Genomic DNA, 21,721 nt, shown 5'->3' with positions numbered 1-21,721 from the left:
GCCTTTCTTTGATTCAAGCCGGGATTAGAACTTGGCTTCTACGTCCAGTTGCAGGGTGTTGGTGTTCGCGTCTTTCTGGGTCGTGGTGGCGTAGTCGGCCTTGGTCAGGTAGTACGTCACGCCGACACCGAAGTTCTTGTCGATTTCGTAACCCAGTTTGACCTTATGACCACGCGAGCCAGTCGTGCCGTTGGCAAAGTCGGAGTCAGTGAATGCCCCCACCACGGCGTTACGCTGAACGTCGCGGTAGTTGTAGTCCAGGCTGAAGGCGTCCAGTTTGCTCTTGAAACCCACCAGCCAGGCATCGTCCTGATCGCTGTCGGTGGCGGCGTTGTGCACGTACTGGCCGTACAGTGACAGCGGCAGTGGCAGGTTGGCGATGTCGACCTGGCCGAAACCTTCATACAGGCGGAACTCGCTGGTGCTGTTGCCATTGACGGCCAGGGCGCACGGCGTGGTTTTGGTGCCGGTGGTCGGGCACTTGCTGTCATCGTCGTTTTTGTAGCCGTAAACGCTGCCGCCCAAGGTCACTTTGAGGCTGTCGGTGGGTGCGAAGCGTGTGCCCAATTGACCGGCATACATGCTCAGGTCGTGGCGGAACTGCACGCCTTCGCCGTCGACGTTGTCCTTGAGGGTGTAGTAACCCGCGCTGCCGAACATTTCGACGCCGCTGTTGCCCAGGTTGTGCTTGTAGGTAGCGGCCACGCCTTCAGGGTTGATGTCGCTGTCCCAGATCACATCACCGGTGCTCACCCACGGTTGTGGCATCTTGCCGCCAATCAGGTGCAGGTCTTTGACCGCGGTCGGGTGGTAGTCGATGTAGGCCTGATCCAGCCACAGCTGTTTCTTGTCGAAATAGTTGTCCAGGTCCTGGTTGGTCGAGCGTGCATCGTCGCCGCCGCCAGTGGCGATACGAATCCCGGTGTTCACCTGCGGGTTGATCTGGGTGTAGGCACCCAGGCGTGCACGAATACGCTGGCGGTCCTTGTTTTTGCCGTCTGACTCACCGTCGATCTTGACGTTCTCATGGCGAACCCGCACGTCACCCTTGAACTCGGTCTTGGCGGCCCATGCCACTTTTTGTTCAAACGCGCTGAGGTCGGATTTTTTGACCTGTTGGGCGGCAGCTTCCTGCTGAGCCTGTTTTTCACTGGCGAGTTCGGTTTGCAACTCGGCGTATTGGCCAGGGGAGATGGAACCGTTTGCCTTGAGCATTTCCAGCAGTTTGGCATCGACCCCGGCGCTGGCCGGAATACTCATGGCTAACGCCAGGCCGCCACATAGTCCCGCCGCAACCCGTGTAGATACAAGACGCATATGAATCTCCCAGTGGTGGGATGGCGATGACCATCCCAGGAAAAACGGCCCTTCTCGGGCTCAAAATGGGTGCGGGGCGAGTGTGTTATTGGCGTGTTGGCAGCCGTCCACTCATAACCCCGCGCTCTAAGAAGCGGCGCCAGTATCGCGGCTGGATATGACAGAAAAGTGGCAGGGTGATAGCAAGTCTGTGACACCGCTCCAACCCCCGGTTGGCAGGCGTTCCGGTGGGCTGAAGTGCGGCGCCGGCACGCGTGCTGTGTGCAGGTGCTGCCGGGCATGAGGCGGCGAAGGGCGTTTTCAAAGGCGGGCGGGGTGATACCATCGCCGCTCTGAAGCGCGTGCCGGAGCCACTTAATGCCGTTACATCGTCTGGACAGTCTGTCGGCTATCAGCGCCCCTGAATGGGATGCACTGGTCCCGACGTCCCACCCTTTTTTGCGTCATGCCTTTCTCAGCGCGCTTGAAGACAGTGGCAGCCTGAACCCGCAGTCCGGCTGGCAGCCCGAGCACCTGTTGCATTACGCGCACGGCACTTTGCAGGCGGCATTGCCCAGTTATCGCAAATGGCATTCCTATGGCGAGTACGTGTTCGATCACGAGTGGGCCAACGCCTGCGAACGGGCGGGGATCGAGTACTACCCCAAGCTGTTGACTGCCGTGCCTTTCAGCCCGGTGAGTGGCCCGCGTCTTTTGGCTGCCAGCGCCGAGCAAGGGCGTGAGTTGCTGGCGGCGTTGCCGGGCTATCTGGAGCTCGAAGGGTTGTCCAGTGCGCACATCAACTTTACCGATGCGCTGGCAGACAGCGCGTTGACGGAGCAAGCCGGCTGGTTGCAACGCCTGGGCTGCCAGTTCCATTGGCAAAATCGCGGGTATCGCGACTTTCAGGACTTTCTCGAAACGCTCAGCTCGCGCAAGCGTAAACAAATGCGCAAGGAACGCGAGCAGGTCGCCGCGCAGGGTTTTACGTTCGAGTGGCTGGAAGGTCGTCAGGTGAGCGAGGCGCAGTGGGATTTTGTCTACGCCTGCTATGCGCACACCTACGCCGTGCGTCGACAGACGCCGTATTTGACCCGCGCATTTTTCAGCCTGTTGGCCGAGCGCATGCCCGAGGCCATTCGCGTGGTATTGGCCAAGCAGGGCGCTTCACCGGTGGCCATGGCGTTCAGTCTGTTGGGAGGCGATAGCCTGTATGGCCGCTACTGGGGCTGCCTGGCCGAGTTCGATCGCCTGCACTTCGAAACGTGTTTTTACCAGGGGATGGAGTACGCCATCGCCCACGGTATCCAGCGCTTCGATGCGGGGGCCCAGGGTGAGCACAAGTTGATCCGCGGCTTTGAGCCGGTCATCACACGTTCCTGGCATTACCTGCGGCACCCGGGCCTGAAAGCCGCGGTCAGCGATTTTCTGGAACGCGAGCGCGAAGGCGTGCTGGCGTATGCGGAACAAGCGAGGTCGGCGCTGCCTTATCGGCAGGCCTGAGCCTCGCCGTGTTGCACCTCAGTTGTCGGTCTTGCCCAGCCAGCGATAGGTCAGCCCGCCGATGGCCGCGCCCACCAGTGGCACCACCCAGAACATCCACAGCTGTTGGATCGCCCAGCCGCCGACGATCAGCGCCGGCCCGGTGCTGCGGGCCGGATTGACCGAGGTGTTGGTCACCGGTATTGAGATCAGGTGAATCAGCGTGAGCGCCAGGCCAATGGCAATGGGGGCCAATCCGGGCGGTGCGCGTTTATCGGTGGCGCCCATGATGATCAGGATAAACATGGCGCTCATGACCAATTCGCACACCAGCCCGGCAATCATTGAATAGCCTCCGGGTGAGTGTTCGCCATAGCCGTTGGCGGCCAGCCCGCTGACGGCCAGATCGAAACCCGGTTTGCCGCTGGCGATGAAGTACAGCACGCTGGCCGCAATGATCCCGCCAATGACCTGGGCCACCATGTAGGCGGGCAACTCCCTGGCCGGGAAGCGTCCGCCCACCCACAACCCGAAGGATACGGCGGGGTTGAGGTGGCAGCCGGAGATATGGCCGATGGCGAAGGCCATTGTCAGTACTGTCAGACCAAATGCCAGCGCCACGCCGAGCAATCCGATGCCGACATCGGGGAAAGCAGCGGCGAGTACCGCGCTGCCACACCCGCCAAGGACTAACCAGAAAGTGCCGATCAACTCTGTGATGGAGCGTTTGAACAGGTTCATGTCAGGGTCCTGGATAGATGGCTTGATCTATCAGTGATCACTCGGTGCATCCTGCATGTTTGACGACAGAATTCCTCCGAATCCTTTTTTCATTACAGCAGGCGGCAGCGGATTTTCCATTGCCCAAAAAAAAGCCAGAGCCCTTTAAAACCGGGCGCTGGCGATGTGTTTCAGGGGGTTTACAGGAGCGGTTGGTTTGGATCAGTCGATGCCGACAAATCCCCCCGTTTGATGTTGCCAAAGCCGTGCGTACAAACCGCCGTGGGCGAGCAACTCGGCATGGGTGCCGCTTTCTGCGATGCGGCCTTTGTCCAGCACCACCAAACGGTCCATGCGGGCGATGGTGGATAGCCGGTGGGCAATGGCGATCACGGTTTTGCCTTGCATCAGGGTTTCAAGGCTTTCCTGAATGGCCGCTTCAACCTCGGAGTCCAGCGCTGAGGTGGCTTCGTCCATGATCAGGATGGGCGCGTTTTTCAGCAGCACCCGCGCAATGGCTATCCGCTGGCGCTGGCCGCCTGACAATTTGACCCCGCGTTCGCCCACATGGGCGTCAAAGCCGGTGCGGCCCTGGGCGTCGGACAGCAGCGGGATGAACTCGTCGGCTCGCGCTTTGTGCGCGGCGGCCCACAACGCGTCGTCGGTGGCATCCGGTTTGCCATACAGCAAGTTGTCGCGAATGGAGCGGTGCAGCAACGAAGTGTCCTGAGTAATCATGCCGATTTGTTCACGCAGGCTTTCCTGCGTCACTTCGGCAATGTTCTGATCGTCGATCAGGATGCGTCCGCCTTGCAGGTCATACAAGCGCAGCAACAGGTTGACCAGCGTTGATTTGCCCGCGCCTGAAGGGCCGATCAGGCCGATTTTTTCGCCAGGTTTGATGGTCAGGTTCAGGTCGCTGATGATCCCGCTGCGTTTGCCATAGTGGAAATCCACATGCTCAAAGCGCACTTCGCCGCGCGTGACGGTGAGGCGGGGCGCATTTTCGCGGTCGGTGACGGCCAACGGCTGAGCAATGGTTTGCAGGCCGTCCTGAACCATCCCGATGTTCTCGAAGATGCCGTTGACCACCCACATGATCCAGCCGGACATGTTGACGATGCGAATCACCAGGCCCGTGGCCAGGGCAATGGCGCCGACGCTGATCAGCGACTGGCTCCACAACCACAAGGCCAGGCCGCTGGTAGTGACGATCAGCAGGCCGTTCATGGCGGTTATGGTGACGTCCATGCTGGTCACGACACGGCTGGCCAGTTGAGTTTTTTCGGTTTGCTCGACGATGGCTTCGCGCGCGTACTCTTGTTCGAAGTGGGTGTGGGCAAACAATTTGAGGGTGGTGATGTTGGTGTAGCCATCGACGATGCGGCCCATCAGTTTGGAGCGCGCGTCGGAGGACACCACCGAGCGCTCCTTGACCCTGGGTACGAAGTAATAGAGCGCGCCGATATACAGCCCGATCCAGGTCAGCAGTGGAATCATCAGGCGCCAGTCCGCCTCGGCAAACAGCACCAGCGAGCTGATGGCGTAGATCAGTACGTGCCAGAGCGCGTCGACGGCTTGCACCAATGAGTCGCGCAACGAGTTGCCGGTTTGCATGATGCGTTGGGCGATGCGCCCGGCGAAATCGTTCTGGAAGAAGTTCAGGCTCTGCCTGAGCACGTAGTTGTGGTTCTGCCAGCGGATCATGCTGGTCATGCCGGGGCTCAGGGTTTGATGCACCAGCAAGTCGTGCAGGCCGAAAAAAACCGGACGAATGATCAGCGCAACCACGGCCATCCAGATCAGCTCGGTGCTGTGGACCCTGAAAAAATCAGTGTTGGGCGTGCCTTGGGCCAGGTCGATCAAGGTACTCAGGTAGCTGAACAGGGAAACTTCAATCAGCGCCGCCACCAGCCCGATCAACAGCAAGGCGGCAAAAATCGGCCAGACCTGACGCAGGTAATACAGATAAAACGCCCAGACCGTCGAGGGGGGCGCCGGGGTGGGCGGTTCGCGGAAGATATCGATCAGTTTTTCGAAGCGGCGATAAAGCATGGGCACTGACGCCCGCAGCGCGGGCTCTCCTTTCGTGGTGTGACCACTGACCCGATGAACACGCAAGGACTCAAACGTGCGAGCTGTTCCGGCAGGTGTAACAGCTCGCAGGTTTGGCAGCAGCTACGTTCAGGGGGAGCGGTCTACGCTTCCTGCAAGGCTCAATCGGTCAATCAATGCGCTTGGCAGATTTGATAACGACCGGGTCGATGGGCACGTTTTGCATGCCTTGTTTGGTGGTGGTTTGCGAGTTGACGATTTGGTCCACAACGTCCATGCCACTGACCACCTTCGCGAACACGGCGTAACCGGCATCGCGGCCCGGGTCAAGGAACGCGCTATCGGCCACGTTGATAAAGAACTGGCTGGTGGCTGAATTCGGGTTGGAGGTGCGTGCCATCGACAGCGTGCCGCGCACGTTGTGCAGGCCGTTGCTGGCTTCATTCTTGATCGGGTCGCGGGTCGGCTTTTGCACCATCTGGGCCGTAAAACCGCCGCCTTGCGCCATAAATCCTGGAATCACGCGGTGGAAAATGGTGTTGGTGTAAAAGCCGCTGTCGACGTATGCCAGAAAATTCTTGCTGCTGATCGGGGCCTTGACCGGGTCCAGCTCAATTTCTATTTTGCCGAAGCTGGTATCCAACAGCACATGGGGCGCCTTGGCCGATGCAGGCGTTGCTGCCATCAGGTTGGCGGCAAACAGCAGGGCGCCAGCGGCGAGGGCAATTTTTTTAAGCATGGGTGTGTGATCCTGAAAAAGTGGGGTGACGGTTGAAGGTCACGCAGACAGCAAAGCAGATGTCGCGAGTGTTGGACAGGATATGCCCGAATCCGGTTCCTGCCCACCGCTGTCATGCTTGCAAGGGCGCTGCAAAGGCGGCGTCGAGTGGGGCCGTGTCGAAGGTGCGTAACAACTCGACAAGAATTTGCGTCGCAGGCCCCAGCGGTTTGTCTTTGTTGGAATACAGGTAAAACACCGGGTGACGGTTGCCGCCTTGATGAAGGGGCAAGGGTTTAAGCACGCCTTCGTTGATTTCCCGCTCAATCATGTGCCGTGGCAGCCAGGCAAAGCCCAGTCCGCTGCCGACAAACGCCGCCGCGGTGGCCAGGCTGCCGACGGTCCAGCGCTGTTCAGCCCCCAGCCAGCCCATGTCGCGGGGTTGCTGGCGTCCCGAGTCGCGGATTACCACTTGCAGTTGGCTTTCCAGGTCCTGAAATTGCAACTCGCGCTGCAAGCGATGCAACGGATGGTCGGGATGGGCCACGGCCACAAACTCCACCGCGCTCAGTTCGGTGCCCAGGTAACCCGGAATGTTGAAGCTGCTGATGGCCAGATCGGCCACGCCTTCGAGCAACACTTCTTCAACCCCGGACAAGACCTCTTCGCGCAACCGCACCCGGCAGCCGCGGCTCTGCGGCATGAAGGCGGCCAAAGCACGGACCAGGCGTGCGTTGGGGTAGGCGGCATCCACGACCAGGCGTACCTCTGCTTCCCAGCCTTGCTCCATGTGGTGGGCGAGGTCTTCGAGCTGGCTGGCTTGTTTGACCAGTTGCCGGGAGCGGCGCAACAACACGCCGCCAGCCTCCGTGAGCACGGCTTTGCGCCCATCGATGCGCAGCAGTGGCACGCCGAGCTGGTCCTGCATGCGGGCCACGGTGTAACTGACTGACGATTGCGAGCGGTGCAGCACTTCGGCGGCCTGTGCAAAGCCGCCATGGTCGACCACCGCTTGCAAGGTGCGCCATTGGTCAAGGGTCACGCGGGGCGCTTTCACGATGAGTACCTCTGAGAATGAATAGATGACTGCGCTGGTAGCCACGTTGGGCCAAGGCACGTGGGCCTGATGTTCGCACCGGCACAACGATTAATAAACAACTTTATAGATAGGTTGTAGCAGGTATTTGCGCTTTTTCATCGAAGCTGTGGCCTTTAACCTTCACTCCATCGCCTTACAGCATTTAGAGATGGAGCCTACCTATCATGTCCCGTGTTCTGATCATCGAAAGCAGTGCCCGCCAGCAGGATTCCTTTTCCCGTCAACTGACCCGGCAGTTCATCAGCCAATGGCAAGCGGCGCATCCAGCTGACCTGATCACGGTCCGCGATGTGGCGCGTAACCCGGTTCCGCACCTGGATGCCAACCTGTTGGGTGGCTGGATGAAGCCTGAAGCGCAACGCAGCGAGGCGGAACAGGCATCGTTGCAGCGCTCCAACGAACTGACCGATGAATTGCTGGCCGCCGACGTGCTGGTCATGGCCGCACCGATGTACAACTTCGCCATTCCCAGCACCCTCAAAGCCTGGTTGGATCACGTGTTGCGGGCGGGTGTGACGTTCAAATACACCGACACCGGGCCGCAAGGGCTGCTAACCGGCAAAAAAGCATACGTGTTGACGGCACGGGGCGGCCTATACGCGGGTAGCACCACGGACCACCAAGAACCCTACCTGCGTCAGGTGATGGCGTTTATCGGGATCCACGATGTGACCTTTATCCACGCAGAGGGTATGAATTTGGGTGGTGACTTCCAGGAAAAAGGATTGAACCAAGCCAGATCCCGGATTTCAGAAATTGCGTGACGCCTTAATCGGCAGGTAATCGCCAGCGGGCTTAATCGCTTCATTGCTCCTTCAAGCATGCGGTTCGCGCATCGAACCTCCCTTTGCACTTTGCTTCTGAGTGCTCCAGCCCGATCAGCTTTTTAGCTGTATCGGGTTTTTTTTGCCCGGGATTTCGCTGCCGGTGGAAAACCGCTAAGGTCGCCCTCATTCCGTTGGGCGGCAGGCGAAAAGTAATGGGCTATTTATTGATTGTTACGCTGATACAGGCGTTTTCCTTCAGCCTGATTGGCGAGTATCTGGCAGGGCATGTCGACAGTTACTTTGCAGTGCTGGTACGGGTGGTGCTGGCGGGGCTGGTGTTTATCCCCTTAACTCGCTGGCGCACGGTTGAGCCGGGCTTTATGCGCGGCATGTTGTTGATCGGCGCGTTGCAGTTCGGCATCACCTATGTCTGCCTGTATTTGAGTTTTCGCGTCCTGACCGTGCCGGAAGTGTTGCTGTTTACCATCTTGACGCCGTTGCACGTGACGCTGATTGAAGACGCGCTCAATCGCCGCTTCAACCCGTGGGCGCTGGTGGCGGCACTGGTGGCCGTGAGCGGTGCGGCGGTCATTCGTTTTGACAGCATCAGCCCGGACTTTTTCAAAGGCTTCCTGCTGCTGCAACTGGCCAACTTTACTTACGCCGCCGGGCAGGTGATGTACAAGCATTTGGTGGCGCGTTACCCCAGCGATCTGCCGCACTACCGGCGTTTCGGTTATTTCTACCTGGGCGCACTGGCCGTGGTGTTGCCAGCTTTCCTGCTGTTCGGCAAGGCCCACTTTCTGCCCGACGCGCCGTTGCAGTGGGGTGTGCTGCTGTTTCTGGGCTTGGTATCCACCGCGCTGGGCATGTACTGGTGGAACAAGGGCGCTTGCCTGGTCAGCGGGGGCACGCTGGCAGTGATGAACAACCTGCATGTGCCGGTGGGCTTGTTGCTCAACCTGTTGATCTGGAATCAGCACGAGCCGCTGGGGCGGCTGTTTTTGGGTGGATTAGTGATACTCGTCGCCGTGTGGATCAGTCGCCTCGACCGCAGGCCAGTGAGCAGCTAAGGTCACGGTGACTATCCAGCATCCAGAGGAGAGCAGGGATGACCGTCAGAGTGTTGATATTGCCCGGGCTACTTGATTCAGGCCCCGATCATTGGCAATCCCATTGGGAACAGCGTTTCAGCGGCTTGAAGCGCGTTAAACAGACCGACTGGCAGACGCCATCCTGTGACGACTGGGTGCAGCGGTTGCATGAAAAGGTCACCGCCAGCCCGCGCCCGGTGGCGCTGGTGGCCCACAGCCTGGCCTGTACCCTGATTGCCCGCTGGGCACACGAACACCCGGAGGCGGCCAAGCAGGTGAGAGGCGCGTTGCTGGTGGCGCCCAGCGATACCGAAGCGGACAGTTACCCGTCAGGCACCCGGGGGTTTACCCCCATGCCCCTGAACAAGCTGCCGTTTGAGTCCATCACCGTTGCCAGCACGGACGATCCTTTTGTTGCGCTTGAACGGGCACAGGCCTTTAGCGAGGCGTGGGGCAGCAAAAGGTTGGAGACATTGGACAATGCGGGGCATATCAATGCCGACAGTGGCCTGGGGTATTGGCCACAAGGGGTGGGGTTATTGTTTGAGTTGACGGGCGATCCGCAATTCAAAACGGCAGCCGGGCACTGACAGTCCCCGCCGTGCAGGAGCGCCCGCTGGCAGCTCCTGCACGCCCGCACAGGGCGATCAGTCGTCGGCGTTGGCCGCTTCAGCCACCACCAGGGGCGTTTTGAGCTTGTTCAGCAGCCCGTTGCGCAAGTCATTGCCGCTCGGTTGCTGATACACGCTGAGGCCGAACTCCGGCATCACCGACAGCAAATAGTCAAAAATATCGCCCTGGATTTGCTCGTATTCGTCCCACACCGTGGTGCGGGTGAAGCAGTACACTTCCAACGGCACGCCCTGAGCGGTGGTCTGCATCTGGCGCACCATGCAGGTCATGTTCGGCTGAATCTCGGCATGGCTTTTCAGGTAAGCCAGCGCGTAGGCGCGGAACGTACCGATGTTGGTCATGCGTCGACGGTTGGCTGACAGCTCGGCGACGTTGCCCTGGGCCTCGTTCCAGCTCTTGAGTTCGGCTTTTTTACGCGTCAGGTAGTCGCGCAACAAACGCACTTGCTCCAGCCGCTGTTCTTGTTCATCGGTGAGAAAGCCGATTTCGGCTGCATCGATAAACAGGCTGCGCTTGATCCGGCGCCCACCGGACTGCTGCATGCCGCGCCAGTTTTTAAACGACTCGGACATCAGGCGCCAGGTCGGAATCGAGACGATGGTTTTGTCGAAGTTCTGCACCTTGACCGTGTGCAGGGTGATGTCGATGACATCGCCGTCGGCACCCACTTGCGGCATTTCGATCCAGTCGCCCACGCGCAGCAGGTCGTTACTGGTCAACTGCACACTGGCGACAAACGACAGCAGGGTGTCTTTGTAGACCAGCAAAATGACCGCAGACATCGCCCCCAGGCCCGAGAGCAGCAGCATTGGCGAGCGGTCGATCAGGGTGGCGACGATGATGATTGCCGAAAACACATACAGCAGCATTTTGGTCAGCTGCACATAGCCCTTGATCGGGCGGGTCTTGGCGTAGTTGGTGCGCGAGTAAATATCGAGCATCGCGTCCAGCAGCGCGCTGATGACCCGCGTCAGGACGAAAATGGTAATGGCCAGCGCCAGGTTGCCGAGAAAGTGGCGACCGTTGTCGCTCATGTCCGGCACCAGATTGCGCCCGAACTGCACCATCAGCGATGGCGTCAGTTGTGCCAGTCGGTGGAACACCTTGTGTTCGCGCAAGTCGTTGATCCAGTGCAGCGCCGGTTGGCGAGCGAGGATCTTGGTCACGCGCAAAATGAGGATGCGTGCAATGTGGCCGGCGATCAGCGCGATGCTCACCAGTACGATCAGGCCGAGCAGTGCCGACAGCCAGGGATGATCGTCAAGGTTGGCCCAAAGGGTCTGGAACTGAACCCAGAGTTGTTGAATATCCATAAGCGAAAACGTTACCCCAAAAGTAAATGGCTCATGGATTAGAGCATTTACAGGCGCTTTATGGGCTGACGTGGGACTAAAGACCCTAAAAAAGCAGTTGTTTCACACCGTTGGTGCAAAGAAACTCGGCCTGAGCGCTCGAAACCGTTACTCTATGCCGCTGATTTTTTGCATTTCTTCGAGGTAGCACCCGTGTTTTCCGATTTCGCCCTGCACGAACGCCTGCTTAAAGCTGTGGCCGAGCTTAAATTTGTCGAGCCTACGCCTGTGCAAGCAGCGGCCATTCCGCTCGCGCTCGAAGGGCGTGACCTGCGGGTAACAGCTCAGACCGGGAGTGGCAAGACCGCCGCTTTCGTCCTGCCGATCCTGAACCGCCTGATCGGCCCGGCCAAAATCCGCGTCAGCATCAAAGCCCTGATCCTGCTGCCGACCCGCGAGCTGGCACAGCAAACGCTGAAAGAAGTGGAGCGTTTTTCGCAGTTCACGTTCATCAAATCCGGCCTGATCACCGGGGGTGAAGACTTCAAGGTTCAGGCGGCCATGTTGCGCAAGGTGCCGGATATCCTGATCGGTACGCCGGGTCGTCTGCTGGAGCAACTGAACGCGGGCAATCTGGACCTCAAGGAAGTTGAAGTGCTGGTGCTCGACGAAGCCGACCGCATGCTCGACATGGGGTTCTCCGAAGACGTCCAGCGTCTGGTGGACGAATGCCCTAACCGCCAGCAGACCATGCTGTTCTCGGCCACCACCGGTGGTTCGGGCCTGCGTGACATGATTGGCAAGGTGCTGACCAACCCCGAGCACTTGCAGCTCAACCAGGTCAGCCAGTTGAACGCCACCACGCGTCAGCAGATCATCACCGCCGACCACAACCAGCATAAAGAGCAGATCGTTAACTGGTTGCTGGCGAACGAGACGTATCAGAAGGCCATTGTTTTCACCAATACCCGTGCCATGGCCGACCGTATCTACGGCCGTCTGGTGGCGCAGGAGTACAAGGCGTTTGTCTTGCACGGTGAGAAAGACCAGAAAGACCGCAAGCTGGCCATTGACCGCCTCAAGCAGGGCGGCGTGAAGATCCTGGTGGCGACCGATGTGGCAGCCCGTGGTCTGGACGTTGAAGGCCTGGACCTAGTGATCAACTTCGACATGCCGCGCAGCGGCGACGAATACGTGCACCGTATCGGCCGTACCGGCCGTGCAGGTAACGATGGCCTGGCGATCTCGCTGATCTGCCACGGTGACTGGAACCTGATGTCCAGCATCGAACGCTACCTGAAGCAAACCTTTGAGCGTCGCACCATCAAGGAAGTCAAAGGCACGTACGGCGGACCGAAAAAGGTTAAGGCCTCGGGCAAAGCGGTCGGCGTGAAAAAGAAAAAGACCGACGCCAAAGGCGACAAGAAGAAATCAGGCGCCAAGGCGCCTACCAAGCGCAAGATCGCCAATCGCCCGAAGACCGACGCCCTGTCGCTGGTCAGCAAGGACGGTATGGCGCCGCTCAAGCGTCGCAAGCCAGAAGCGCCGGCAGCGGAATAACCCCCCCGCAAGCGCTGTCAAAAACCCGGCCCAGGCCGGGTTTTTTTGCGCCTGTAAAACTGCGTCTGAACGTCTGTGGGGTTTGTCAGTCACTACTCATGAAGGATCTTTTATCCCACCGTACGGAGAGTGAAGCTGATGACCACTTATAACTGGACACTGATTGAGCGTCTTCTGCATGAAGTGCAAAACGGTGCTGGCGAGCCGTTCGCGCCGCGTCAGTATGCAGAGGATTACGCTGTTGAAATGGCTAATGAAGCCCAAAAACTAGGCAGTCTCGATGATTTGAAGAAATTGGCCTCGGATTATGAAGCCTTGTTGTTGAAGCAGGGCTACATCGAGCCGCGTCCCGAAGACGAAGGCGGCACGGGTGAAAATTTTGTCCTGACGGAACGTGGATCTCGCCTGCTATGCATGATCGACAGCTCAAATCCGGGCAGCGAGCACCCGATACAGGTGTTGAATGAGCAAGTGGATCCCCTTGATCCCGAGACCTTCGATAGCGTCGCCGCCAAGCCTCAAATTGCTTGAGTCACCTTGCGTTTAACGCGGGTTCAGTAAAACGCGCGCTCGGCCTTGAGGGTGACCAGTCCGTCACATTGCGCGTTTTGCCCCGAATAGGCCGAGCATTGCGTGCCGTCCAGGTTGGAGTCGCTGTAGATCAGGTTGAGGTCGATGCCCATAAAGGGGCGTGAGAACTTGATGGACCAGTCATTGAAGGCGCGCACGCTGCCGCCCTCGGCAATCGATACCGGGGTGCCGAGCTGGTGGGTGGTGTATTTCATGCTCACGCCAATGCCGAAGGGCTGATTGACGCCCAGGTCGGCAAACAGGGTGGTGTCCTGTCGATCCGGGTCATTGCTGAAGGCCGCGCCGAAGCGAGTGCCCAGAATGGTCAGCCCGGCATAGAACTGCTGGCTGTCGAGGGGGCTGAGTGCGGGGTAGCTGTAGTGAATCATCCCCAGTTCATAGCTCAGGGTCTGATCGAACGGGTGCTTGTAGCCCATGTAAGTGTCGACTTCGAGGTTGGTGCCGGGCTTGATGCCCATGGTCGGCGCCCATTGGCCGACGTACCAGCCGCTGTCGTGGGTCAGGTCCAGGCCGCCGTGGAAGGTGGAACCGGCACTGGTGGGTTTGACCAGGCCCTGTGCCATGCTGCGGCTGGGTTGAGTGGCCAGTTTGAGGTCGAAATCCCCCAGCTCGCGGGAGAAAACGTGTGCATCAACTAACGTACTGGTCAACAGGGTGCTGGCCAGTAGGAATGCCCGGGTGAGCATGGGTCCCTCCTGTATGGGCTCAGAGGCTTGATCTAGAGGCCTTAGAGGATACGGGTACGCGTCGGCCACAGGGTGCCGTTGGTCGATTTCTCGAAGATGGGGGTGAAGCAGGGGAGTACAGCTCGGTAGTCCTAGCGCTTTGTGGGCAAAGCGCAAAAGGACCAGGTCATGCGAGGGGTATTACTTTTTGCCGAGCGTGATCTGCTTGGACGGGCCGAACGTTTGACCGCTGACGCCTTTATCAATTTGCTGAATTTCGCCACCGGACTTCAGGAAGGCGGCAATTTGTGCATTGATAGAATCACTGGTTTCAACAGCAGGAGCTGGCTTTGCTTTGCTGGCGGATGCTTTTACACGCATGGCGGCTATTGACCTGTAGAAAATAACTTGGCCAGCGATAATACCTGAAAGGCTTGACAATTGCTTGTTAAATATCGGCGTAAAATAATTATCGGCACCGCTGATAATTATCGCGAACGGCTTATTAACCCGCTAACTCGCTGTTTTAATTCATAACAGCCGGGCATTTTTTAGCCTTGGGTTGCCACCGTGGAGTGGCTGCGCACTGACGAGCGGCAGCCGGAAATGCCCGTACATGCCGCTAAATCAGGCGTGGCGCAGATTTTTTCAGGCCTGGCCCTTGCCGCTTCGGTGTGCCCGCCCAAACTCGGGTAGAATGCCGCCCACGTAATGAGGGTATTGGACATGGCTTTAATCGGTCGCTACAACAGTTTGCAAGTGGTTAAACACACTCACTTTGGTTTGTATCTCGATGGCGGGGCTGACGGGGAAATCCTGTTACCCAATCGTTATATTCCCAAAGATATTCCCAGTGAAGATGAAGATTGGCTCAACGTATTTGTTTATTTAGACAGCGATGACAAGTTAATTGCCACCACTGAAAAACCAAAAGTTCAGGTGGGTGAATTCGCCAGTCTTAAAGTGGTGGAAGTTAATAGCATCGGCGTTTTCCTGGATTGGGGCTTGCCCAAGGATTTGCTGCTGCCGTATTCGGAAGAAAAACGCCAGATGAAGGCGGGCGAATACGTGGTGGTGCATGTCTATCTGGACAAACACACCCGTCGTATTACGGCCACTGCGCGTCTGGATCGCTACCTGGATAAAACCCCTGCCAACTATCAGGTGGGTCAGGAAGTCGACTTGCTGGTGGCTGAAGCCACTGACATGGGTTTCAAGGCAGTGATCAACAACAAGCACTGGGGCTTGATTCACAAGAATGAAATCTTCAAGTTCATGCGTGCAGGCAAGCAAGAGAAAGGCTTCATCAAAGAGATTCGCGCCGATGGCAAGATCAGCCTCAGCTTGCAGCCCGTCGGTCAAGAAGCCGCCAGCAGCCTGAATTCCAAGATCCTCGGCAAGTTGCGTGAACATGATGGCGTGCTCCCGGTGAGCGACAAGAGTGCCCCCGAGTTGATCAGCAGCCTGTTTGGTGTGAGCAAGGGCAACTTCAAGAAAGCCATCGGTTCGTTGTACAAGGAAGGCAAGATTACGATCCATCCGGACCGTATCGAATTGATCTGATCCACCTGCCAAGAGGGCTGTCGAGATGAGGAAAAGTGTGTGGGCGTACAGCGGCGTATTACTGGCTTTTCTGATTCTCGACGGCCTTTGGTTGGGTGTGCTCATGAGCTCTACCTATAAAGAGCTGTTCGGCCCCCTGATGCTGGCATCTCCCAATTGGGGGCCGGCAGCCGTGTTTTACTTGTTGTATGTGGCGGGCGTGGTGTTTTTTGTCGTGCGCCCGGCGCTGGCCCAGGGCAGTGCGCGCAGGGCGGCGGTCACCGGCGCGTTTTTCGGGTTGATCGCCTACGGCACCTATGACATGACCAACTGGGCCACCCTCAATGGCTGGTCGGCGCAGTTGGCGTTGATGGACATGGCCTGGGGGACGCTGTTGACCTGCCTGGCCTCACTTTCCGGTTATTGGACTGCCCGCAAAATGGCCGCGTGATGCACACGTGGTGGCCCGATGCGTTTGTTGATGGATCCAGGGTGTTGATATGAGTGTTTCGCGGCGGCCTACGGATTCGTTTGCCTTGCAAGTGATGCTGGGCCTTTGTTTGATCTGGGGCGTGCAGCAAGTGGTCATCAAAATGGCCGCTCCCGATATTGCGCCCGTGATGCAGGCGGCCGCCCGCTCGGGCATTGCGGCATTGCTGGTGGGTGTGCTGATCTGCTGCAAAGGCGGCTGGAGCCAGGTGCCTTCCACGTGGCGCGCCGGTTTGCTGGCCGGCAGTTTGTTCGGTCTGGAGTTTTTCTTCATTGCCGAAGGTCTGCAATTGACCAGCGCTGCGCATATGTCGGTCTTCCTTTACACCGCCCCTATTTTTACTGCACTGGGTGTCAACTGGCTGTTGCCCAGTGAGCGCTTGCGCCCGTTGCAGTGGCTGGGGATCTTTCTCGCGTTCCTCGGCATCGTGTTTGCTTTCGCGGGCGGCGTGTCGTTGGCCGACATGGATCGCAACATGCTGCTGGGCGATGCCTGCGGGATTTTGGCCGGCATGGCCTGGGGTGCGACGACGGTGGTGGTGCGGGGCTCGCGACTGTCTGAAGCACCGGTCACCCTGACGCTGTTTTACCAATTGATGGTCGGCTTTGTCGGGTTGTTGGTGATCGCGGCAGCCAGTGGCCAGATCAGCCACGTCAGCCTCAGCACCGTGGCGGTGGCCAGTGTGCTGTTTCAAGGGCTGGTGGTGTCGTTTTTCAGCTATTTGGTGTGGTTCTGGATGCTCAAACGTTATCTGGCGTCCAACCTGGCGGTGTTCTCGTTCATGACCCCACTGTTTGGCGTGACCTTTGGCGTGCTGGTGCTCGACGAACCGCTGAGTTTCAATTTTGTCGTGGGTGCCATTCTGGTGCTGTTCGGTATCACATTCGTCAGTGCTGAGCAGTGGTTGCGTCGGCGTCTGCGCACGCTGCTGGGCCATTGACCGATGGCATCGCCGGCCGCGGAGTCGGTGGCTGCAACATGGCGTAATGCCTTCAGTGCAACTTGCTGCCCCTGCATGAGTCAGAGTGGGGCGAGATTAGCCTAAAGTTCATTGACTTCGGGCAAGCATTGCGTAGGACTTAGGACTATTATCTGTACGAAGCGACCAAAGATTGAAGGTCGCCGTTGTCACCCCAAGGGGGATCTATGAAAGACAAACTGCAAAGCTGGCTCCATGACGTGGGCGTAGCGCTGGGCCTGATCGAGCCGCCGCTGCAACCTGTGCCGATTCCTGTCGACGAACCGCGTCGCCCCCCGCAACGCCGCCGCTAAGCTCACGCCTGCGCTCGACGCAGGGGTTGGCTGTCTTGAAAAAACGGGAGCGACCTCCGTTGTCGCACCCGCTGCCGTTGGTATTGAGCCAAACACATTCATCACCTTGCGTCGGATACTGGGGGCAGGGCGCCCGTAGGCTGACCCGTACGAAACCCGCCCCGATAACGACCAGGCCGTAGCCGATCGGCGTCTTGGCATGCAGGCCCTCCTTGTAAAAAACACCCGCGCTGTAATAAAACCCAGGCTCATGTGGCTGATGGCGCATGAACCGCTGGCCTGTTTCCTGTAAAAAGCGCCGAGTAACGGCGCCCGCGATTCAACCGATCCACGATCCACGATCCACGATCTGCTGAATGCGCAGCGCTATCCATCCTGAAGAGTTTTTGCCCCATGTCCCGAGCCCAATGCCCTCGTTGCTTGCGCCCCCAATCCCACTGTCTGTGCGAACTGATCCCACAGCTGGACAGCCGCACCCGGGTCTTGCTGTTGCAGCACCCGAGCGAAGTCAACCATGCCCTCAACACGGCACGCCTGGCCGCGCTGGGGCTGAAAAACGCCGAACTGCGGGTCGGTGAAACATTTGACGATCTGGACGTGCTGCTCAACCCGCCGGGTTATCAGGCGCGGCTGTTATTTCCGGGGGACGATGCGCAGTTGATCGAAACGCCATCGTCTTCAGAGGACAGTCAGCCGTGGTTACTGGTGGTGCCGGACGGCACGTGGCGCAAAGCGCGCAAGCTGCTGCACCTCAACCCGCTTTTGGCGCAACTGCCGCGGGTGACGCTGGCGCCGGGGGCTGTGTCGCGGTATCGCTTGCGCAAGGCACCGGGGCCAGGGGCGCTGTCCACGCTGGAAGCCATTGTGCAAACCCTGGACATTCTTGAAGCTCCCCACTCTTTCACACCCCTGCTGCGCCCGTTTGAAGCATTGATCGAGGGGCAGATTGCCGCCATGGGCCACGACACCTTCCAGCGTAACCATGGGCAGACTTAATCAGGTGCGGTCGAGGGCGAGGGCGTGTCAGGGCTTTTCGAGGGTTTTTTGCCGCAGGATGTAAAGGCTGACCAGCACGGCGCTGAGCAGCAAGAAGCCGCGCGCCCAAGGGAGCGGCACCAGGTAGCACGACACGCCAATGCTCAACCACATCAAACCGATGGCATAGACTTTGCCTTTGAGCGGGATACCGTTGCCGTCCAGGTAATCGCGTATCCACGGGCCCAGTCGCGGATGATCCACCAGCCACTGATAAAAGCGCGGGGAGCTGCGGGCGAAACAGGCGGCGGCCAATAGCAGAAACGGCGTGGTGGGTAAAACGGGGAGGAAAATACCGATAACCCCCAGCGCTACACTCAGCCAGCCGATGGCGAACAGTGTGTAGCGCAGCAACCGGGGCCGGTTGCCGGGTAAGGGGTTAGTCACTGATCTCTCAGTGATGGCGAGGCTTGAGAATCGCCGGTTTTTCGTCAGGTGCCTGGCACAACAGGTACAGGGCGGTCAGCGCTTCGGGGATCTGAACGATCATGTCGTCCATCAGGTTAGCGTCCTTGGCGATGTCTTCGAACTCCGGTTGCTCGTCGAACAGGCCCGAACCCACCATGATCGGCAGAAGCATTTCGCTGACTTCATCTTCAGCGGTTTCAAACCAGGCTGCTTCACGCAAGAAGACGCCTTCCATGAAGCCGATGCACCAGCCGCGCAGCTCGGAATCGTCCGGATCATCGCCCAGGTCAAGGTCGCAGGGCAGCTCGAACTCTTCGTCCGACGCCAGTTGGCGGGCGATGTGAGCCTTGAGCTGAACCAGTGTGGTTTCGATTTCTTCGCGCTGGGCATCATCTTTGTACTGCGGCGACTCGGAGAAAACGGCGTCGATCCACTCGCGCTCCGGGACTTCCTCGGCGCAAATGGAGAGGGCGGTCAGAAAGCCGTGGGTGGCCACGTAGTCCAGCGCCTCGTCATGCAGATCGTCAGCGTCGAGGAAGACTTGCAGGCGGGTTAGTTGCTCAGCGAAGGACATTAGGACTACCTAGAAAATATACGATGCCGAATTCTAGGCTTTCTTGAGCCCGCAGGCCAGCCGCAGGGCGCATTTGCCATCACTTCCCGGTGATCGGTCATGCAATCACAAGGCCCTGCGCAGTAGAGCGCTCGGGTATACTGCCGCGTTTTGTGATGCCCTGCGCTGGATGCAGTGCGTCCCGCGCTGTGTGCCCGGGCCCTTGAACAGGCCCGAGGCCGCGCCGGACGCCCCGCGTGCGCAGGGGTGTTTCAGCGATTTCTGGAGTTTCTATGCTCGAACAGGCTCAACGCGTACTCAAAGACATCTTCGGCTACGACAGTTTCCGTGGCCGTCAGGGTGACATCATTGAGCGCGTGGCCAGAGGCGGCGACGCGTTGGTGCTGATGCCGACCGGCGGCGGCAAATCCTTGTGCTTCCAGGTCCCGGCCTTGTTGCGTGATGGTTTGGCGGTGGTGGTGTCACCTTTGATCGCCCTGATGGACGATCAGGTTGCCACCCTTGAAGAACTCGGTGTGGCAGCCGCGTCACTGAACTCGACGCTGAGCGCCGAGCAGCAGCGTGACCTGGCCAACCGCATCAAGCGTGGCGAAGTGAAAATGCTCTACCTGGCGCCCGAACGCCTGGTGCAGCCGCGCATGATGGCGTTTTTGCAGAGCCTTGATATCGCGCTGTTCGCCATCGACGAAGCCCATTGCGTGTCCCAGTGGGGCCATGACTTCCGCCCGGAATACCTGCAATTGGGCCAGTTGGCCGAGATGTTTCCCCAGGTGCCGCGCATCGCCCTGACCGCCACCGCCGACAAGCGTACCCGTGAAGAAATCGTCACCCGCCTGCACCTGCAAAACGCCGAGCGGTTTCTGTCGAGTTTTGACCGCCCGAACATCTTTTACCGCATCGTGCCCAAAGAGCAGCCGCGCAAGCAGTTGCTGGCATTTCTCTCCGAGCGGCGCAGTGATGCGGGCATTGTGTATTGCCTGTCGCGCAAAAAAGTGGATGAAGTCGCTCAATTTCTCTGTGATCAGGGCTTCCCGGCACTGCCTTATCACGCCGGATTGCCCAGCGAAACCCGTGCATCGAACCAGAAGCGCTTTCTGAACGAGGAAGGGCTGATCATGGTGGCGACCATCGCGTTCGGCATGGGCATCGACAAATCCAACGTACGTTTTGTCGCGCACCTGGATTTGCCCAAGTCCCTTGAGGCGTATTACCAGGAAACCGGCCGCGCCGGTCGTGACGGTTTGCCGGCCGATGCATGGATGGCTTATGGCCTGCAAGACGTGGTGATGCTCAAGCAAATGCTGCAAAACTCCGAGGGCGACGAGCGCCACAAGCGTCTTGAGCATCACAAGCTCGATGCCATGCTCGCCCTGTGTGAAGAAACCCGCTGCCGCCGTCAGACCCTGCTGGCTTACTTCGATGAAGACATGCCGCAACCTTGCGGGCATTGCGACAACTGTGTCGATGGCGTGCAAACCTGGGACGCCACCGAACCGGCGCGGCAGGCGTTGTCAGCGATCTATCGCACGGGGCAGCGTTACGGCACCGGTCATTTGATCGACGTGTTGCTGGGTCGTGACAATGAAAAGGTTCGCAGTTTCGGCCATCAGCATTTGTCGGTATTCGGCGTCGGCAAAGATCGCTCTGAAGGCGAGTGGCGCACCTTGTTCCGACAGCTGGTGGCCCGTGGTCTGGCTGACATTGATATCGAGGGCTACGGCGGGTTGCGCCTGAGCGACAGCTGCCGGCCGTTGCTGCGCGGGGAAGTGACCCTTGAACTGCGCCGCGAACTCAAACCGCAAACCACGGTGCGCAGCAGTTCTGCCAGCCCGGCCAGCCAGCTGGTGCGTGGCGAAGAGCGCGAACAATGGGAAGCACTGCGGGCATTGCGCCGCAAGCTGGCCGAAGAACACGGCGTGCCGCCTTACGTCATCTTCCCCGACTCAACCTTGCTGGAAATGCTGCGCAGCCAGCCCACCTCGTTGTCCGACATGGCCAAGGTCAGCGGCATTGGTGCGCGCAAGCTGGAGCGTTACGGCGAGGCGTTCCTTGAGGTGCTGGGCGGTCAGGCCGAAACGCCGAAAGTGGTGGCCGATATTCGCCACGAGCTGATTAGTCTGGCGCGCGCAGGCATGACGCCGATGCAGATCGCCGGTCAGTTGCAGTGTTCTGAAAAGAATGTTTACACAATGCTGGCCGAAGCCATTGGCCGTCAGGAACTCTCGCTTGAGCAGGCGCTGGACCTGCCAGAAGCGCTCATGGAAGAAGTCCAGGACGCGTTCCTCGACGGTGAAGGTGAGCTGCCGAGCGTGGCCAGCATCGCTGAGCAATTCAAAGGTCGCGTGCCGGAAGGTGTGCTGTATTGCGTGCGCGCTGCCTTGCAATCGGAGTTTGAAATTTAAATCAAATCGCGATAGGTAACGTTTCA

The 21,721-nt window shown here is 58.9% G+C and carries 22 protein-coding genes; 12 read left to right on the top strand and 10 right to left on the bottom strand.

Features of this window, described 5'->3' with window-relative positions; genetic code table 11:
* Positions 1-24: 24 nt before the first annotated feature.
* Positions 25-1,317: a putative porin gene (locus tag IF654_RS15070; RefSeq protein WP_047276073.1), complete on the bottom strand. Its 1,293-nt coding sequence runs from the start codon at positions 1,315-1,317 to the stop codon at positions 25-27.
* Between the two features lie 357 nt (positions 1,318-1,674).
* Here IF654_RS15070 and IF654_RS15065 point away from each other — a divergent pair, with 357 nt between their 5' ends.
* A complete protein-coding gene (locus tag IF654_RS15065; protein WP_094987473.1) occupies positions 1,675-2,799 on the top strand; it encodes a GNAT family N-acetyltransferase in 1,125 nt (374 codons plus the stop codon).
* Positions 2,800-2,817: 18 nt separating this feature from the next.
* Here IF654_RS15065 and aqpZ read toward each other — a convergent pair whose 3' ends face one another.
* From aqpZ to IF654_RS15045, 4 genes are all read right to left on the bottom strand, one after another.
* Positions 2,818-3,519 (bottom strand): aquaporin Z, encoded by a 702-nt coding sequence (gene aqpZ, locus IF654_RS15060; protein ID WP_047276069.1) that lies wholly within the window; start codon positions 3,517-3,519, stop codon positions 2,818-2,820.
* A 201-nt stretch (positions 3,520-3,720) separates the two neighbouring features.
* A complete protein-coding gene (locus IF654_RS15055) occupies positions 3,721-5,553 on the bottom strand; it encodes an ABC transporter ATP-binding protein (RefSeq protein ID WP_047280900.1) in 1,833 nt (610 codons plus the stop codon).
* A 169-nt stretch (positions 5,554-5,722) separates the two neighbouring features.
* Positions 5,723-6,292 (bottom strand): peptidylprolyl isomerase, encoded by a 570-nt coding sequence (locus IF654_RS15050; RefSeq protein ID WP_194862272.1) that lies wholly within the window; start codon positions 6,290-6,292, stop codon positions 5,723-5,725.
* A gap of 112 nt (positions 6,293-6,404) precedes the next feature.
* Complete coding sequence (locus tag IF654_RS15045; protein ID WP_047276063.1) at positions 6,405-7,328, bottom strand: LysR family transcriptional regulator; 924 nt, start codon at positions 7,326-7,328, stop codon at positions 6,405-6,407.
* A gap of 206 nt (positions 7,329-7,534) precedes the next feature.
* Here IF654_RS15045 and IF654_RS15040 point away from each other — a divergent pair, with 206 nt between their 5' ends.
* From IF654_RS15040 to IF654_RS15030, 3 genes are all read left to right on the top strand, one after another.
* Complete coding sequence (locus IF654_RS15040; RefSeq protein WP_047280898.1) at positions 7,535-8,134, top strand: FMN-dependent NADH-azoreductase; 600 nt, start codon at positions 7,535-7,537, stop codon at positions 8,132-8,134.
* A gap of 215 nt (positions 8,135-8,349) precedes the next feature.
* Entirely contained in the window at positions 8,350-9,210 is an 861-nt protein-coding gene (locus IF654_RS15035; RefSeq protein WP_083333445.1) for a carboxylate/amino acid/amine transporter, read from the top strand.
* 38 nt (positions 9,211-9,248) lie between these two features.
* A complete protein-coding gene (locus IF654_RS15030) occupies positions 9,249-9,821 on the top strand; it encodes an RBBP9/YdeN family alpha/beta hydrolase (RefSeq protein ID WP_047276057.1) in 573 nt (190 codons plus the stop codon).
* Positions 9,822-9,878: 57 nt separating this feature from the next.
* On the opposite strand, the gene IF654_RS15025 is transcribed toward IF654_RS15030, so the two are convergent.
* Positions 9,879-11,177 carry a mechanosensitive ion channel family protein gene (locus tag IF654_RS15025; RefSeq protein ID WP_047276055.1) on the bottom strand — a complete coding sequence of 433 codons (1,299 nt, stop codon included), beginning with the start codon at positions 11,175-11,177 and terminating at the stop codon, positions 9,879-9,881.
* A gap of 192 nt (positions 11,178-11,369) precedes the next feature.
* On the opposite strand from IF654_RS15025, the gene IF654_RS15020 reads away from it, so the two are divergent.
* Positions 11,370-12,716, top strand: coding sequence for a DEAD/DEAH box helicase (locus IF654_RS15020; protein ID WP_047276053.1), 1,347 nt, complete (start codon positions 11,370-11,372; stop codon positions 12,714-12,716).
* 138 nt (positions 12,717-12,854) lie between these two features.
* Positions 12,855-13,247, top strand: coding sequence for a hypothetical protein (locus IF654_RS15015; RefSeq protein WP_047276051.1), 393 nt, complete (start codon positions 12,855-12,857; stop codon positions 13,245-13,247).
* A gap of 23 nt (positions 13,248-13,270) precedes the next feature.
* Here IF654_RS15015 and IF654_RS15010 read toward each other — a convergent pair whose 3' ends face one another.
* Positions 13,271-13,993, bottom strand: a complete 723-nt coding sequence (locus IF654_RS15010) for a TorF family putative porin (protein WP_047276114.1) — start codon at positions 13,991-13,993, stop codon at positions 13,271-13,273.
* 180 nt (positions 13,994-14,173) lie between these two features.
* The gene (locus IF654_RS15005; RefSeq protein ID WP_019410559.1) at positions 14,174-14,353 is read right to left on the bottom strand and encodes a hypothetical protein; all 180 of its coding nucleotides are present in this window, start codon (positions 14,351-14,353) and stop codon (positions 14,174-14,176) included.
* 345 nt (positions 14,354-14,698) lie between these two features.
* Between IF654_RS15005 and IF654_RS15000 the strand changes: the two genes are divergently transcribed.
* From IF654_RS15000 to IF654_RS14985, 5 genes are all read left to right on the top strand, one after another.
* Positions 14,699-15,535: a CvfB family protein gene (locus IF654_RS15000; protein WP_047276046.1), complete on the top strand. Its 837-nt coding sequence runs from the start codon at positions 14,699-14,701 to the stop codon at positions 15,533-15,535.
* 25 nt (positions 15,536-15,560) lie between these two features.
* On the top strand, positions 15,561-15,965 hold the full coding sequence (locus tag IF654_RS14995) for a DUF2177 family protein (RefSeq protein WP_047276044.1): 405 nt from the start codon (positions 15,561-15,563) through the stop codon (positions 15,963-15,965).
* A gap of 49 nt (positions 15,966-16,014) precedes the next feature.
* Positions 16,015-16,944 carry a DMT family transporter gene (locus IF654_RS14990; protein ID WP_047276042.1) on the top strand — a complete coding sequence of 310 codons (930 nt, stop codon included), beginning with the start codon at positions 16,015-16,017 and terminating at the stop codon, positions 16,942-16,944.
* Positions 16,945-17,150: 206 nt separating this feature from the next.
* A complete protein-coding gene (locus IF654_RS23130; protein WP_255163935.1) occupies positions 17,151-17,276 on the top strand; it encodes a PA1414 family protein in 126 nt (41 codons plus the stop codon).
* Between the two features lie 393 nt (positions 17,277-17,669).
* Positions 17,670-18,272 carry a tRNA-uridine aminocarboxypropyltransferase gene (locus IF654_RS14985; RefSeq protein WP_047276041.1) on the top strand — a complete coding sequence of 201 codons (603 nt, stop codon included), beginning with the start codon at positions 17,670-17,672 and terminating at the stop codon, positions 18,270-18,272.
* 27 nt (positions 18,273-18,299) lie between these two features.
* On the opposite strand, the gene IF654_RS14980 is transcribed toward IF654_RS14985, so the two are convergent.
* Positions 18,300-18,698: a YbaN family protein gene (locus IF654_RS14980; protein WP_194862273.1), complete on the bottom strand. Its 399-nt coding sequence runs from the start codon at positions 18,696-18,698 to the stop codon at positions 18,300-18,302.
* A gap of 7 nt (positions 18,699-18,705) precedes the next feature.
* Positions 18,706-19,293 carry a UPF0149 family protein gene (locus tag IF654_RS14975; RefSeq protein ID WP_194862274.1) on the bottom strand — a complete coding sequence of 196 codons (588 nt, stop codon included), beginning with the start codon at positions 19,291-19,293 and terminating at the stop codon, positions 18,706-18,708.
* Positions 19,294-19,565: 272 nt separating this feature from the next.
* Between IF654_RS14975 and recQ the strand changes: the two genes are divergently transcribed.
* A complete protein-coding gene (gene recQ, locus IF654_RS14970) occupies positions 19,566-21,695 on the top strand; it encodes a DNA helicase RecQ (protein WP_194862275.1) in 2,130 nt (709 codons plus the stop codon).
* Positions 21,696-21,721: the final 26 nt, after the last annotated feature.

The organism is Pseudomonas lundensis, from assembly GCF_015377145.2.
Taxonomy (GTDB): Bacteria; Pseudomonadota; Gammaproteobacteria; order Pseudomonadales; family Pseudomonadaceae; genus Aquipseudomonas; species Aquipseudomonas lundensis.
The sequence above is the reverse complement of the archived record's forward strand: the minus strand, read 5'-3'. Positions and strand labels throughout refer to the sequence as shown.